Origin of the sequence: Rothia endophytica (assembly GCF_928381505.1) — a bacterium.
Classification (GTDB): domain Bacteria; phylum Actinomycetota; class Actinomycetes; order Actinomycetales; family Micrococcaceae; genus Rothia; species Rothia endophytica_A.
The window spans coordinates 18201-33536 of the sequence record NZ_CAKMSJ010000003.1 but is presented as its reverse complement, the minus strand read 5'-3'; the positions used below and the strand labels follow the sequence as shown (position 1 = coordinate 33536).

General features: G+C 55.6%; 15 protein-coding genes, 1 tRNA gene and 1 riboswitch. Of the genes, 10 read left to right on the top strand and 6 right to left on the bottom strand.

The genetic code is table 11. From position 1 onward, the window contains the following. The first annotated feature begins 123 nt into the window (after positions 1-123). From L6990_RS04035 to L6990_RS04025, 3 genes are all read left to right on the top strand, one after another. Positions 124-816 carry a metal-dependent transcriptional regulator gene (locus L6990_RS04035; RefSeq protein WP_237202793.1) on the top strand — a complete coding sequence of 231 codons (693 nt, stop codon included), beginning with the start codon at positions 124-126 and terminating at the stop codon, positions 814-816. A gap of 417 nt (positions 817-1233) precedes the next feature. Beyond that, positions 1234-1387, top strand: a riboswitch (cyclic di-AMP (ydaO/yuaA leader). Between the two features lie 5 nt (positions 1388-1392). Further along, positions 1393-2004, top strand: coding sequence for a C40 family peptidase (locus L6990_RS04030; RefSeq protein WP_237202792.1), 612 nt, complete (start codon positions 1393-1395; stop codon positions 2002-2004). 255 nt (positions 2005-2259) lie between these two features. After that, on the top strand, positions 2260-2499 hold the full coding sequence (locus L6990_RS04025; RefSeq protein WP_237202791.1) for a hypothetical protein: 240 nt from the start codon (positions 2260-2262) through the stop codon (positions 2497-2499). Here the strand turns inward: L6990_RS04025 and L6990_RS04020 are convergent. Next, the gene (locus tag L6990_RS04020; protein WP_237202790.1) at positions 2426-3403 is read right to left on the bottom strand and encodes a DUF4031 domain-containing protein; all 978 of its coding nucleotides are present in this window, start codon (positions 3401-3403) and stop codon (positions 2426-2428) included. The genes L6990_RS04025 and L6990_RS04020 overlap by 74 nt on opposite strands. A 207-nt stretch (positions 3404-3610) precedes the next feature. On the opposite strand from L6990_RS04020, the gene L6990_RS04015 reads away from it, so the two are divergent. Continuing rightward, positions 3611-3683 (top strand) — tRNA-Arg (locus L6990_RS04015). Positions 3684-3947: 264 nt separating this feature from the next. Here the strand turns inward: L6990_RS04015 and L6990_RS04010 are convergent. Next, entirely contained in the window at positions 3948-4625 is a 678-nt protein-coding gene (locus L6990_RS04010; protein WP_237202789.1) for a hypothetical protein, read from the bottom strand. Between the two features lie 107 nt (positions 4626-4732). On the opposite strand from L6990_RS04010, the gene pcrA reads away from it, so the two are divergent. From pcrA to sucD, 4 genes are all read left to right on the top strand, one after another. Further along, on the top strand, positions 4733-7471 hold the full coding sequence (gene pcrA / locus L6990_RS04005; protein WP_440480481.1) for a DNA helicase PcrA: 2739 nt from the start codon (positions 4733-4735) through the stop codon (positions 7469-7471). 64 nt (positions 7472-7535) lie between these two features. After that, positions 7536-8144: a sarcosine oxidase subunit gamma family protein gene (locus tag L6990_RS04000; protein ID WP_237202788.1), complete on the top strand. Its 609-nt coding sequence runs from the start codon at positions 7536-7538 to the stop codon at positions 8142-8144. A 205-nt stretch (positions 8145-8349) separates the two neighbouring features. Further along, positions 8350-9513 carry an ADP-forming succinate--CoA ligase subunit beta gene (gene sucC / locus L6990_RS03995; protein ID WP_237202787.1) on the top strand — a complete coding sequence of 388 codons (1164 nt, stop codon included), beginning with the start codon at positions 8350-8352 and terminating at the stop codon, positions 9511-9513. Positions 9514-9548: 35 nt separating this feature from the next. Next, on the top strand, positions 9549-10466 hold the full coding sequence (gene sucD, locus L6990_RS03990) for a succinate--CoA ligase subunit alpha (RefSeq protein ID WP_237202786.1): 918 nt from the start codon (positions 9549-9551) through the stop codon (positions 10464-10466). A 102-nt stretch (positions 10467-10568) separates the two neighbouring features. On the opposite strand, the gene L6990_RS03985 is transcribed toward sucD, so the two are convergent. From L6990_RS03985 to L6990_RS03975, 3 genes are all read right to left on the bottom strand, one after another. Continuing rightward, entirely contained in the window at positions 10569-11414 is an 846-nt protein-coding gene (locus tag L6990_RS03985; protein ID WP_237202785.1) for a hypothetical protein, read from the bottom strand. Positions 11415-11430: 16 nt separating this feature from the next. Further along, entirely contained in the window at positions 11431-12150 is a 720-nt protein-coding gene (locus L6990_RS03980; protein ID WP_237202784.1) for a hypothetical protein, read from the bottom strand. A gap of 201 nt (positions 12151-12351) precedes the next feature. Further along, on the bottom strand, positions 12352-13134 hold the full coding sequence (locus L6990_RS03975; protein ID WP_237202783.1) for a hypothetical protein: 783 nt from the start codon (positions 13132-13134) through the stop codon (positions 12352-12354). Between the two features lie 306 nt (positions 13135-13440). Between L6990_RS03975 and L6990_RS03970 the strand changes: the two genes are divergently transcribed. Further along, positions 13441-13944, top strand: a complete 504-nt coding sequence (locus tag L6990_RS03970; RefSeq protein ID WP_237202782.1) for a Dps family protein — start codon at positions 13441-13443, stop codon at positions 13942-13944. An 88-nt stretch (positions 13945-14032) separates the two neighbouring features. Here L6990_RS03970 and L6990_RS03965 read toward each other — a convergent pair whose 3' ends face one another. After that, positions 14033-14686 (bottom strand): HAD family hydrolase, encoded by a 654-nt coding sequence (locus L6990_RS03965; RefSeq protein ID WP_237202781.1) that lies wholly within the window; start codon positions 14684-14686, stop codon positions 14033-14035. A gap of 49 nt (positions 14687-14735) precedes the next feature. Between L6990_RS03965 and L6990_RS03960 the strand changes: the two genes are divergently transcribed. Beyond that, positions 14736-15332 (top strand): hypothetical protein, encoded by a 597-nt coding sequence (locus L6990_RS03960; RefSeq protein WP_237202780.1) that lies wholly within the window; start codon positions 14736-14738, stop codon positions 15330-15332. Positions 15333-15336: the final 4 nt, after the last annotated feature.

The window sequence follows — 15336 nt, the reverse complement described above, 5'->3', positions numbered from 1 at the left end:
ATTTCAGCTCCTAAAGAGCCGGACGCCTTTTTAAGCGGAAAAAGAATACAATTAGGTCAGAATTAAAGAAAGCACCTAACGGTTGCAGCTAGACCCCGAGCAGAGAAGAGACGCGAGAAGTCAATGACAGACTTGATTGATACTACTGAAATGTACCTTCGTACTGTACTTGAGCTCGAAGAAGAGGGTATTACTCCTATGCGCGCTCGTATCGCCGAGCGTCTGGATCACTCTGGTCCTACCGTTTCACAGACCGTTGCCCGCATGGAGCGCCACGGCTTGCTTACCGTTGAAGATGACCGCTCCCTCAGCCTCACCGATGACGGGCGCAATAAGGCGGTCGAGGTGATGCGCAAGCACCGCCTGGCTGAGCGCCTACTCTCTGACATCATCGGTCTTGACCTGGAATACATCCACGAAGAAGCTTGCCGCTGGGAGCACGTGATGAGCGAGCGGGTTGAACGCCGCTTGTTAGAACTGCTCAATAACCCCAAGTTCTCCCCCTACGGCAATGCCATTCCGGGGCTGGAACAGTTGGGTGCTGAGAGCGAGCAGAATGATGGACGCACCGTAACCATGTCTATCGCGGGCAAGGACTCTAGTGAGGACGACAGGTTCACCATCTCTCGACTGCCCGAATTCCTGCAGACCGACATTGACCTGTTGAAGATGCTGGGGGACGCTGGCATCATCTACGGGGCAACCGTGTCAATTCTGGGCAACCGTGACGGCTCGGTGCTGGTACACGCTGATGGGGAGGAACAATCGCTCACTCTTAATGCCGAAGTGGCTGAGTCGATTGTTGTGAAGCGATAACAAACTGATAACACTGCAAGGGCACCGGTCATCGCCGGTGCCCTTCTTTGTTACCTCTTCGTTATCAATACACCTCATGCTGTGCCGTGAATTGGCCAAGTGACAGGCTTCTCATTAAGGGCGGCAGGCCAGGTGTTGACCCATGCAGGTGAGTCGAGACCATAATCTTAAGTGTCTTAGTAGACTCGCAAAGCCCCTTGTCATAGCTATTTTTTAAACTCTCGCAATGTTTGCTGGGAGGCTGCTTGGCGTCCCCCAAAAGATAACCCTGCTTGCTTAAAAGCCACGCCCACCGATTTTTCGTGACCAAAACGTGACAATTGTAGTTGCGGTGTGTAATGTTCTATTCCGTGCCAACTACTGGTCGTACGGCACCCATCGACGCAGCATCCGCCTAGTCCTGCCACCGCGTCGGAGGAAATACAAATAAATCATATGGCAGGAGCGGGGGACCCACCTTACCGGGCTCACTCAAAGAGAGAGTCCTTGGGGTTAAGCCACCTATAAGAAGTGGCCGAGCGACCTTCATGCTCGAACCCGACAGCTCACCTCGTGAGGCAATGGAGAAAGAACATCATGACTAAGTCAAACATCGTACGTAACGCAGGTATCGTAGCAGCCTCAGGTGCCCTTCTGGCAGCTTCCGTTGCTCCTGCTAACGCTTTTGCTGCAGCTGAAGTTTCAGCTCCCTCCTACTCAGCTCCTTCACTGGCTGACTACTCAGCACCCACCACCTCATGGGGCTACTACCAGGGCTCAACCACTGTTGAAAGCACTTCATCCGTCAGCACCCAGTCAACCGACTCCGCAGAGATTCCCGCTGACGTCTCCGGTGCTCGTGCAACCATTCTCGCAGCAGCTCAGGACGGCATCGGCGGCGCTTACGTTTGGGGCGGCAAAGGCTACAAGGCTTGGGACTGCTCAGGCTTCGTTTCCTACGTCTTCGCTCAGGCCGGTATCTCACTAACTCCCTACACCTTCACGATGGCAGAGAAAGAACTGGTTCCCACCTCAAACCCCCAGCCCGGTGACATCGTCTTCACCAACAATTACAACCACGTAGGCATCTACGTTGGTAACGGCCAGATGATCAACGCGCTGAACCCCTCACAGGGCACCATGCAGACCGCAGTCGATGGTGGCGGCATGATGCCCGTTGACGGTTACTACACCGTTGCAGGTCTCTAAACCTCACTTTTTAGGGTTGTGCTAGCTCGCTAGTATTAAATGGGTGTTGCCTGGTCGGCTCGTAACACTCAAGAACTAACCCGCAGACTTCCTCACCACACACAAGGTAGAGGCACCGCAAACTCTAGTTTGCAGATGCGCACCAGACGACCAGCTGGGGCGCATTTTTTATACCCTCTAAGAAACTGTGGGCGATGTTTAGCTCAGCGGTGAAGTAGTTTATGGCGCTACGCGGACGCCGGTAGGATAGAGGGCATGGCACCACAGTTTGAATCACCCACCAGCTCATCAGATCAAGAGTTCACCTACATGGCGGTTGGCATGGTTGCCGGGGCGGTTCCCGGCATTATTGCCGGGCTACTGGTGGCGCTTTTTGTGGGTCACGCGGCTATGTGGGTTTCTATCACTGGCGGTATCGGCATCATTCTGGGTCTTGTTGTCTCTCGGGTGCTTTACTCTCGCCGGAAAGCTCGCAAGGGCGTGCAGAGTAAGTAAGCTCTTTCAGCTCTGCCGCTATATTCTCCCGCGCTTTTGCCTCCCAGGCTCTACGGCCTAGCCGGGTTGTAAAAATGCTGGGTCGTTCTAGTAGCCCTTGCAAGACGTGTGCGCGGCCATGCCTGAAGTCATCATCGCTCACGTGTGAATATTCCTGCCGCACACCTGTAGCGTAACGCCGGTAACGAGCCGTCTCCGCTGCCAGAATCGCAAGGTCAGCATCGAAGAAAATCTGCCAGTGTTCCTGACTGATACCTGCCCTCTGCAAAACTTCATGAGCCTGCGGGGGCTGGTGCGCCGCAGTTGCTTCAATGAGGCGGGCTACTGCTTCTATCTCTCCTTCGCCTGCTACCTGGTGGCGGGCTAGTCGGTGGCGGGCGAAAGTCACCGATGCCTCTTCGTCTGCCCCCGGTTTCCCTTCGTAGATCACATCGTGCAGCCATATTGCCAGAAGGACGGCGCGGGGTAGCTCGTCGTCGCCTGCCAGGTAGGCTGCATGGCCCAGCATTTCTAACAGGTGAGCGCTGTTATGGTAAGCCCGGTGGGGCTCTTGCCAACAATCAAGTATGTCTTCGCCCAGCTTTTCAGCACCCGGTGCAAGTGTCTCCCAGCGAGCCAGTAGGCCCTTTCTGATTTTTTCGGGGCGTTCCTTGAGTGGCACTCTTAGTCCGCTGGCTTGCATCCTACGGGTCAGCTCGCTGCCGCTGACCGGCTGCGCACCAGCGTCGATGAGTTGCGGGCAGAGGTGGGCTGGCACATCGTAGTGATCCCGGTCGAAGGCGCGTTCACTGATTCCCTGAGCACGGGCAAAGGAATGTAGCTCCTGCAGGCTGCTATCAGAAATGAGGTGGGAGAAAACAGTGCCGTGGGCTGGCCAGCGGGCAGGGTCAACGAGAAGGGCCATGGTTTTAGTGTAAACTTGGGAAGGTTCTGGCACTAAAAGTTCTAGAGCTAACCTTCAAATACTTGCCCTCGTAGCTCAGATGAGGTTTGCGGGAGCGAGCGCGCGAGCTCGCAAGAGCAAACCGAATAGCTGGCGATGAGCGCTGCGAATTCCTTCTTATCCCCTGTTGCTACGGGGATTGAGGGGACTAACTATAAATAAATACTTGCCCTCGTAGCTCAGGGGATAGAGCACCGCTCTCCTAAAGCGGGTGTCGTACGTTCGAATCGTATCGGGGGCACACAATAAGGATGAACCCAGCAGCTGTTTTGTGCGGTTGCTGGGTTTTTCTATGCGATAGGGGGATAGAGCACCAGCCTCGTGGCCTCGGCTGTTTCCGGGGCATTTTTATTTCCTCGCGCGCTCGGAAAATGCCCCTCCAACTCCTAAAGCGGGTGTCGTACGTTCGAATCGTATCGGGGGCACATAAGAGAAGACCCGGTAGTCGCTAGCGCGATTACAGGGTCTTTTTATATTCTCCATATTCCGAGTAGCCTGTGGGTGGCTACTGGTCGGGTAGTTCCCCGCGTGAGAATGCGTCCACTTTGCCGCGCACCAGTCGCACCGCCATGATAGCTAGTTGGGCTAAGCAGAGAACCAACAGCCCCCAGCGCGCCGCTACCAACAGAGCGGCAAGCCCTGCCGTGCCGCCCAGGGGGTCAGCCAGTGCAGTGTCTATAGCGAAACCACCGGCAATGAAAACCACGGCGTAGGCCACTGGAAGGGTCAGCATGAGCCTGCCCATCAGCAGTTCAAACTTTGATGCCCGCACCATATTCCACCAGGTAAACGCAAAAATTAGAGGAAGGATAAGGCCGGTGGAACGGTGTAGAACCTGGTACTCTCGCAGGCCATCTACTCCCAGGCCGGTGGCAACGCGTTGAAGGTGATCAGCGCTAAACCAGGTCATAAGTTCAGGGGCGGTGGCGCCTGCCACGTTGCTCACCCCTGGCAGCAGCATCAGATGATAATAGAGCCCAAAGAGCAGGGTAATCACAAAAGCGACCCCCAAAAAGATGTAGGAGCTACCGGCTTCTGGGGTCGCAACAAGCTCCCCGCGTGAATAGTCGGTGATGACGCGCGGGCCCGGCTGCGCCTGAGCTTCCTGTTTGGGTGCGGGGGCTACCTGCGCTGCTGCTTGCTCGCCGTAGAGGCGTTTCTTCTGACCTTTTGAGAGACCCATAGACTCCATTATGGTGCATGCTGCCCTTACCTCTGAGCAGAATGGGCTGACCTTAGAAAGTTTGTTCGCATAAAATGAGTGGTTGACGGTTAATTCGAGGAGGCACCATGTTTGACGATGATTTTATGCCCGAGCTACCTAAGAAAACAGGTTCGGGGCAGGACGCCGGGCAAACGGATGCTGGGCAACTGGATAGCGCTACACCCATGGAGGGCGCAGACCAGCATGAGCCTCCTTTTGACCTTTTCTTTGATGATTTCCCAGATTGCTCAGCAAATGAGGAACCTGCCTATGAGCCGGACCAAGAACCAGCGCCGGTCTTGGAGGTACCCGCTGACCTTGCCGAGTTAGACTTCCTGCCGCCGTCCTACCAAATGGGTGGCTTTATGCCCGATTATGCCCAGCCTGAGCCCGTGCGTGCTGACCCGTCTGCCCTGGTGCAGGGGCTGAATGAGAACCAGGCAGAAGCTGTAGTGCATGCCGGGAGCCCCTTGCTGATTGTCGCCGGTGCGGGTTCGGGTAAAACCCGGGTGCTCACTCACCGTATTGCCTACCTGCTCGCAACAGGCAGAGCCCACCAGGGGCAGATTCTTGCCATCACCTTCACCAATAAGGCGGCAGCTGAGATGCGCGAACGCATTACCGCCCTGGTGGGGTCACGAGCCCAAAGCATGTGGATCTCAACCTTTCACAGCTTCTGTGTGCGCGTGCTGCGCCGCGAAGCTAAAGCGCTGGGGCTCAAATCGACCTTCTCAATTTATGACTCTGCTGATTCCCAGCGTCTGCTGACCCTCATCATCAAGCAGATGAACCTGGACACCAAGAAATTCACCGCTAAGGCGGTGGGCAACCGTATCTCCAACCTCAAAAATGAACTCGTAGATGCCAAGACTTTCGCAGCCGAAACCAGTGCTACTGACCCCTGGGAAGGCACGATTTCCAAGGTCTACACGGCCTACACCGAGCGCCTGCGGGCCGCTAATTCCCTCGACTTCGATGACCTCATCTTTGAAACCGTCAACCTGCTGCGCCAGCACCCCCAGGTGGCTGACTACTACCGGCGCCGCTTCCGCCACATCCTAGTCGACGAATACCAGGACACCAACCACGCCCAGTACGCCCTGGTGCGTGCCCTGGTCGGTGGGGCGTCCGCCCAGCATCCAGAGCAGGGCCCCTACCCCGACGCCTACCCGCCGGCTGAACTGACCGTGGTGGGCGACTCCGACCAGTCCATCTATGCCTTCCGCGGCGCTGATATTCGCAATATCACCGACTTCGAAGAAGACTACCCGGCTGCCCGCACCATCCTGCTGGAACAAAACTACCGTTCCACCCAGAACATCCTTTCAGCAGCTAACGCTGTGATTGAACGCAATAAGGGACGCCGCCCCAAGAAGCTTTGGACAGCTAGCGGTGACGGCGCCAAAATTACTGGTTACGTGGCTGAGTCTGAACATGCCGAAGCTCGCTACATCGCCCAGGAGATTGACCGCCTGCGTGATGACCACGAAGTCGCGCCCGGCGATGTCGCCGTCTTCTACCGCACCAACGCCCAGTCCCGAACCCTGGAAGAAATGCTCATGCGCGTGGGCTTGCCCTACCGGGTAGTCGGCGGCACCCGCTTCTACGAACGCAAGGAAATCAAGGACGCCCTGGCTTACCTGCGCGTGCTGGTCAACCCTGATGACGACATCAACGTCCGCCGTATTCTCAACGAACCCAAGCGCGGCATAGGTGCCAAGTCTGAGAGCGTAGTCGCTGACTTCGCCCGTATTGAACGTATATCCTTCATGGCAGCCCTGCGCCGTGCTGCTGATGCTCCCGGGCTGGGCGCTGCCGCCGTCAAAAAGATGGCAGACTTCGCCCGCCTCATTGATGACCTCGCCCAAATCGCAGCCACCGAACCGGCAGCCACCTGCCTTGAGGCCGTGCTAGAGCAAACCGGCTACCTGGCAGCCCTGCGCGAATCAAAGGACATCCAAGACGAATCGCGCGTAGAGAACCTCTCAGAGCTGGTAGACGCCGTGCGTGAGTTCGAAATCGACCATCCCGGTGCCACCCTAGAAGAGTTCCTAGAACACGTTGCACTGGTGGCTGATGCCGACCAAGTCCCCAATAAGCCCAAGCACGACCAGGAGGGCGGCCCGTCCGCCGCTCAAATCGCTGCTGAAGTGGCTGAAGCGCGCTCGCAGGGCGTGGTCACCCTCATGACCCTACACACCGCCAAGGGCCTGGAGTTCCCTGTGGTCTTTCTGACCGGTATGGAACACGGCCTTTTCCCGCACCAGCGTGCTCTTACCGATGAGGGCGAGATGAGCGAGGAACGCCGCCTTGCCTACGTTGGGCTCACCCGCGCTATGGAACGGCTCTACCTGACCCGTGCCGAGAACCGCTCCATGTGGGGCAAGGGGCAGTACAATCCACCTTCACCCTTCCTCGAGGAAATACCTGAAGAGCTTATCGACTGGAAACGGAAAGGCAACAGTTTTGCCGGGGGAACGGGTAGCTATGGGGGCTACGGCTCTTATGGAGGGTCAACCTACACCTCCCGCTTTGACACACCGGGCTATCAAAGCCGCCCCGCCTCCTCCCCTTCTGTTGCTGAAATCAATGGGTCAGCTAGCTACGGCTATGCTGCGGCAGCCAAAAATGTTTCCCGCGTGCAGCAGAACAAGGAAATCCCTGCCCTTTCGGTAGGGGACCGGGTTGAGCACAAAACCTTTGGTGAAGGCAGGGTTCTAGCCGTGGAAGGGGCTGGCGATAAGACCGTGGCGAAGGTGCGCTTCGCTCGGGAAGAAAAACGACTTCTCCTGCGCTATGCACCCCTGACAAAAATTTCCGACTAAGATAAAACTGTCTTGCTCACAATGAGCTCTCAGTAGTTCTTGCATCTACAAAGGAATACCGCGAATGGATCACGACAGTACCGTCCCCTCAATTGCCGAGGAATTTGTTGAAGCTATGGATGGGGTTACCGACACCCGCGTGCAGCTCCAGGAAATCTCGGATCTTTCGCTCTTCCGCATCGAAATCGACCCTGACTCGGACGCCGCCCAGCGCCTTCAATCAGTCTTGGGAGTTAAGCTACCGCGTCAACGTGGGCAGGTTACTGGTGACTCTCAGGCACTGCAATTGTTGTACGGCACCCGCCAGGTGGTCGCCTGCATGTACGTCAAAGAGGGCGTTTTTCTGGTAGTCACCCGCGTGGACCCCGTCAAACTGGGCAGGGCTCTGAACGCTGCTCTAGGCAAGGACGAAGGGTTAATCCTAGATGTTTCAGCTAACAGGACCGTCATCAACCTCAGCGGCGTCGCCGCAGCCGACGTTATTGACGAGGTAGTGCACTTTGACTTCCCACCGGATACCTTTGTTGCCGGTAGTGCTCTGAGCTGCACGGTAGCTGAGGCTTGGGTCATGCTGTGGAGAATTGACGAGTTGGAATACCTGCTGGTGCCTCGCGTCTCTGATACTGCCCCCTTCCTGGTCACCTTGATTGACGCCTGTGAGTCGGTAAAGTAAGTTTCCTGCCTTCTTGGCGGGATGAGGCGTCATAAGTTGATATCTAGTTCGCACCGCTTTACAGGATGCGCTAAAGTGACTGTTGAGAAGCTGTAGTGTGCCCTAGCTCTCGCTCAGGCAGATGCTGTACCACTATGCTTCACACCCGTAAAAGCGGGGTAGCCCATGCGCTGCCCAGCATGACTTCGACGAAGAAGGAATACCTGTGGACCTGTTTGAATACCAGGCACGCGATCTCTTTGAGAAGCACGGCGTGCCCGTGCTTCAGGGCATCGTAGCGACCACCCCCGAAGAAGCAAAAGCAGCAGCTGAAAAAATTGGCGGAGTTACCGTTGTCAAGGCCCAGGTTAAGGTGGGCGGCCGCGGTAAGGCTGGCGGCGTAAAGGTTGCCAAGACTGCCGATGAGGCTTACGAATACGCACAGCAGATTCTGGGCATGGACATCAAGGGTCACACCGTTCACCGTGTGATGATCGCTCAGGGTGCAGACATTGCCGAGGAATACTACTTTTCCCTGCTGCTGGACCGCGCTAACCGCAGCTACCTTGCTATGTGCTCGGTTGAGGGTGGCATGGACATTGAGACCCTGGCTGTAGAGCGCCCCGATGCGCTGGCCAAGGTTGAGGTGAACCCCATCGACGGTATCGATGCCAAGAAAGCAGCTGAAATTGTTGAGGCAGCCGGCTTCGCTGAAGACGTCCGCGAGGACGTTGCAGCGGTGCTGGTCAAGCTGGGTGAGGTCTACAAGAAGGAAGACGCCACCCTCGTTGAGGTCAACCCGCTGGTTAAGACCGGCGACGGCAAGATTCTCGCACTGGACGGCAAGGTCTCACTGGATGACAACGCTGAGTTCCGTCAGGCTGACCACGAGGCTCTGGTTGATAAGAGCGCAGAGAACCCCCTTGAAGCTAAGGCTAAGGAAAACGACCTCAACTACGTCAAGCTCGATGGCCAGGTAGGCATCATCGGTAACGGCGCTGGTCTTGTGATGTCTACCCTGGACGTCGTTGCCTACGCCGGTGAAAACCACGGTAACGTCAAGCCCGCTAACTTCCTGGATATCGGTGGCGGCGCCTCGGCTGAGGTTATGGCAGCTGGCCTGGACATCATCCTCAACGATGAGCAGGTTAAATCTGTTTTCGTGAACGTCTTTGGCGGTATTACCTCCTGCGATGCGGTGGCAAACGGTATTGTCAAGGCTCTTGAGATTCTGGGCGATAAGGCAACCAAGCCCCTGGTTGTACGTCTGGACGGCAACAACGTGGACGAGGGCCGCGCTATTCTGCGCGAGGCTGCTCACCCGCTGGTCCACCTGGCTGAGACCATGGATTCGGGCGCTGACAAGGCCGCCGAACTCGCTAACGCTTAAATTCTCCGCTTAGATTTTTTAGAAGGTTTTTAGATATGTCTATCTTTTTGAACAAGGACTCCAAGGTCATCGTTCAGGGCATCACCGGCGGCGAAGGCACCAAGCACACCGCTCGCATGCTCGCAGCTGGCACCCAGATTGTAGGCGGCGTCAACGCTCGCAAGGCCGGCACCACCGTCGCTCACAAGGATGCTAACGGGCAGGACGTTGAGCTCAACGTCTACGGCACCGTAGCTGAAGCTGTAGAGGCAACCGGCGCTGATGTCTCCATCGTCTTCGTGCCCCCGGCATTCACCAAGGACGCCGTGATTGAAGCGATTGACGCTGAGGTTCCCCTGGTTGTTGTTATCACCGAGGGCATCCCCGTTGGTGACACCGCCGAGTTCTGGGCCTACGCCAAGAGCAAGGTAGATGCTGACGGTAAGCCCGTTACCCGCATCATCGGCCCCAACTGCCCCGGTATCATCACCCCCGGTGAGTCACTGGTCGGTATTACCCCCGCCAACATCACCGGCAAGGGCAAGATCGGTCTGGTTTCTAAGTCAGGTACCCTGACCTACCAGATGATGTTCGAACTGCGCGATATTGGCTTCACCACCGCTATCGGTATTGGCGGTGACCCCATTATCGGCACCACCCACATCGATGCTCTGGAAGCTTTCGAAGCTGACCCCGAGACCGAAGCTATCGTCATGATCGGTGAAATTGGTGGTGACGCTGAAGAGCGTGCTGCTGACTTCATCAAGGCAAACGTCACCAAGCCCGTTGTTGGCTACGTTGCTGGCTTCACCGCTCCCGAAGGTAAGACCATGGGCCACGCAGGCGCTATCGTCTCCGGCTCGTCAGGTACCGCTCAGGCGAAGAAGGAAGCCCTGGAAGCAGCTGGTGTGAAGGTGGGTAAGACTCCTTCTGAGGCTGCTGCCCTGATGCGGGAGATTTTCGCTAACAAGTAGGCACGGAATTCTTATCAGTAAGACGCCGGTACTCACACATTGTGTGAGTACCGGCGTCTTGCAATAACTCTGGTCTTTTATCAAGCGCAAACTGCAGAGAGCTTAGGAAGAAATCTTAACTTTTGTGTTTCTGAGGTTTCTTAGACCGGTCTCAAGGGTGCCGTCACTGCGGGTTGTGAGAACGCAGCGCCTCAACCCATCACCCTCATCATCGAGAGGGTAAGCCTGTAAAACATTCCCCCACGCAGTTTGAGGTGCATTCGTATATTCTTCAGCTCGTTCCTTGCACCTCATATCACCTGAATTGCTGACCGGTTGTTGGTAGGTGATTTCACCAGCATGACGCTGCGAACAATCAACAATTTTCGGGCTTGCCTGCTCACCTACATAACAGGCACGTAGCGGGTCAGCGACTACGTTAGATTCTGCCCATACCCCCTGGATGCTTGAAGTCCTCGCTGGAACTTTAGCAACACAGCTACCGTCATGTTCCGAAACGAATACCGACGGCCCAAAGAAATCAAAGTCCGGGTTTCCGGAAACATAGCCGTAGAGAGCAGAAACATCGCAACTAGCCGGGTCCGTGCCGATGACTTCTTGATTATGTTCGGTGTCGCAGGGCACAACCTTCCCTGACGATAGGCAGGTGCCTATTCCTATCTGGGGTGCTAAAGCTTCCGAGGTGCTAGCGTCGGACGCCGCGGGCAACTGCTGAGAGCCTCCTGACGGGGAGCTGTAGATGTTGTTGATTTCTGTTTTATCGCCGACGACAAGATCCCCATGAAGGCCGAAAAGTGAGCCGATGGGAGTATAAGATACTGCGGCATAACTAATACCCAAGAATGTAACAACAGCGCCTGACCGCCGTACCCACTTCCACTGGGGTGTTAAGAGCGCTTTTAACCTGCCCGGTGGTTTCTCTTGAGCTTTAGGATGATCCTCAGTCATAAGTTAGCCGGTACCGCTAATCGAGCTCGACTTTGTAAATAACCGGGCTGATGGAGCTAGATGAACAGCTTTCGCCTGCTGCCTTGGGGATGTACACCTGAATGATAATGACGTTCCTACCGGTGACAGGCACATCGATGGTGCGGTATTCATCGAAGGCTACGGTGCTGATCTCACCAATTTGTTTGGTTCCATCGGTAATTCTTACCGCCATGTTCTGATCAAGGGCAGCTGAATCATTCTCTTGACCTACCTCAAACTTCAGTGAGTCAAACTTGTGTCCCAGGTTTAGCCTAAGCGCTTGGGTAGAATTTTCGTTCAGGTTATCCATGCCAGCGCTTTGAGGGGTCTCTATGCAGTAATTTAGTTCGGTACCAATCCCCGTGATATCTGACTTTTCAGCAATCTGAAAAACGCCATCTCGCCAATCTGAACTGGCGGCGGCAAAGTCATTTAACACCAGGTAAGTGTTAGCGCGCTCTGTTGAAAGGTGCGGTGAACGTTCGCTGGGTTCAGCGGACGCAGTCGCTAGGGAAGCAGTAGCTAGTGGGGAAGAGGCACTAGGGGTTGGCTCAGCCGGTGTTGCTGAAATGGTGGTCGGAGTAGTTTCTGGCGCTGGGGTGGTTGCTGCTGCCTGAGTTTCTTCGGTCGTTGACTCATCAGGGGAATCTGAGGCGGTGCAACCGGTGAAAACTAGCGCAAGCGCTGCTAGGAGAGTAAATGATTTGATGCGCATGTGTGTGGGTCTAACTCTGACAAACCTTAAGAAAAGTGACTCTGACTACAGGTAACTTTACATGAGCGACTTGGTTCGCGCCAGAACTGAAGCATAGGCAACGCCCAATTTCGGTGTGGTGTTCAGATGGGCACTAGTGCAAAATCAAAAGGCCTGGTTAGATAAACCAGGCCCTCGGACGTCAGCAATAAGCGCATATGGCTAGAATCTGATGTAATCTCCGGTGATGGAGCTTAGGTTCTCAAACGGGATGCCGCGAGAAGTCATGGCACCATTTTCCAGAGTGTAGCTAGAGAAATAGCCTGCACAGATGGGAACTCTTTGTCCAGAACTGACGCATGAAGAGTTGCCTGATGAAACTGCAGTGATTAACGAACCCGGTAGCGGCACCTGGGTGCCTTGAGCGCGAACCTCATAGCCACTGTGGTTGCCGGTAAAGGTGAACTTAAAAATATCAAACTGACTGCTTGATAACTGTTCCCCGTTGAAGCCTCCAACAGTGCCACTATAGAGACCATCAGCACGCCAGGTTTGTGATGATTCACCGATTAGAACCATTTCACCTGTTGTGATGAGACCCGTCGGCACCACAAAAAAATATTCAAGCTTATCGATAGTTGCCGTGGTGGGTTCTCCGTCAGGCACATAGTAAATAGTGAAACCCGAGAATCTGCCATCTCTGTAGAGGTTGTTACTCGTGAACTGAATTTCTGTTCGGCACCGGCCGTTGATGGTATCCGTTCTTCCTCCTGAATAATTAAAGCTTGTATCACCGTAGAGGCCGTCTAGAGATGGGTTTCGCTGAGAGGCAGCGTAGGCGGGCACAGCTGCGGTGGCGAGGACGGCGGGGGCGGCCCAGGCGGCTCCTTTGGCGAGCTGGCGCCGGGTGGGGGAAGCGGTCAAAGGGGGTCCTAACGGTGCGGTATCAATCGAGGGCAGATAATTTGTCTGAAAATAACATACCTGTCCGATGTTAGTGCCCAATTAGACAGGTGTTCCATAAGAAATACACGGGTGTGACCAGCTTCTCGGGGGCTTTCTTGAGGAGAATTGGCCTCGAGCCTGACTGTTTTCTGTGGGCATATACTAGCTGTTTGTGCAGGTCAGACAGGGGCTAGTTTCACCTAAGTTTAGTTTTAGTTTTGCCATTCTACCCAGTGGGGCAGGGGTCATTTTATTATGAAGTCCTCATAATAACCTTGCGGTGGTGGATTGTCGCCGGTACAGTAGTGAACAAAGGGCGACCCAGCATAGGGCTCCCGCCCTTCTCCCTCATAGAAAGGTGTTGTTATGACTAAGCACGCATCATTCACTGTTCCCGGTCTGACCGAAGAATCAGGCCACCACGTTGCCGAGGCTTTGCAGCTTCGCCTGCACGCCCTCAATGATTTACATTTGACCCTCAAGCACGCCCACTGGAATGTTGTGGGCGCCACCTTCATTAGTGTGCACGAAATGCTAGACCCCCAGGTTGACCTGGTGCGCGGCTTCGTTGATGAACTTGCTGAGCGTATGGCAACCATGGGCGTCTCGCCCAATGGCCTGCCCGGTGACCTAGTAGCCAAGCGCACCTGGGAAGATTACAGCGTCGACCGCGCTGACGCCCAGGCTCACCTGCGCGCCCTCGATGAGGTCTACAACGGCGTCATTGAAGACCACCGTGCAGCCATCGCTAAGGTGGGAGATGTTGACCCCATCACCGAAGACTTACTGATCGGTCAGACTGCTGAGCTCGAAAAATTCCAGTGGTTCATGCGTTCACATCTCGATGACGGCCAGGGCAACATCAAGTAGGTTCTTGGCTCACTGTGCACGTAGACATGGTAAAAAATCAGCCTCTTCCCACACGGGAAGAGGCTGATTTTTTATTCGGATTAGAGGTTTAGTCTTCGTCAACCAGCGCGCGAATCTTAGCCAGAGAGAGCTCCGAGTGCTTCATGCGAGCGTGACCTAGGTTCTTGGGCACAGAGATGAGACCCGGCACCACAACTACCTTCATGCCTGCATCCACTGCACTTTGTGTGCCTGAATCTGAATCCTCAATTGCTACGCAGTTGGCGGGGTTAACGCCCAAATTTTTGGCAGCCAGCAGGTAGGGCTCGGGGTTGGGCTTGGCCTGGGTGACGTGCTCATCGCTCACAATGGTGGCAAACAGGCCCTCGGGCCCTAGGTCTGCTGTGCGCTGGGCGACGGCGGTGGTGGCGTTGGTGACGATCCCGGCAGGTACACCAGCTGCAGCAACTTCGTCCAAGAGTTCGGGGATGCCCTCAAGTAGGGTAATGGTTGCTTCAGACAGCAGAACACCCATTTTCTCTTTAAGGCTTGCATAGAGTTCGTCTGCCGGAGCGTCAATGCCGAGCGCATGCATTCGTTCAAAAGTTACGGTGGCGGGGCGCCCCAGGCATGCCAGCGAATCTTCCTCGGTCCAGGTCTTGCCATAGTCTGCTGCGAGAGCCGTTTTGGCCTCAGCCCACAGGGGCTCGGTATCAACCAGGGTTCCGTCATGGTCAAAGAAAATCGCTTCAAGTCTGCTCATACCCTCCACCCTACCGGTCGATGAGCGGGTACGTGCATAAAATGGGGGAGTGAGCTTACCGCAAAATTTTTCTGAAAATGGCACTGTAACCCCTGGCAGCTCTACTCTGAGCCGGCAGGGGTCCACTCTGACCCGGCTCAGTCTCTACCTAATGGCGCCCCTGGGGGTGGCGGCAGCTCTGTGGATCACCGCAGGTAGGTCACTGTTTGGTGCAGGCGGGTCTCTGGTGCCTGTCTTCGCTGTCAGCTTCGGTCCCGCCCTAGCGGCACTTTACCTGCTGGCTGCCTACTACGCCTGGCGGGAGGTTAAGCTGCAGCGAGCAGGGGTATCCACAGGTCTGCCGCTGGTTACAGCCCTGGTGCAGTTGACCGGTTGGTTGCTTGCTGCCGTCTTTGGGCTGCTGGTTCCTGACCGCGTCGATGGTGCGACCGTCTCGGCAGCGTCCGCTCTTTTAGGTCACGATTTCGTGGGTCTTTCTGCGGGGTTCGGTAATACCACCGGCATCCTGACTTTTGCTTTCGCCGTAGCTGTGCTGCTGCTGACCCTTGCCACCTGGCGCAAAGCTAAAGAAGCCGCCCGCGGGATCGATGATGATGTGCGAGAGCAGCTTGAGCGCCAAGAGTCGATGTACGACTTCTTGGACTAGGGGC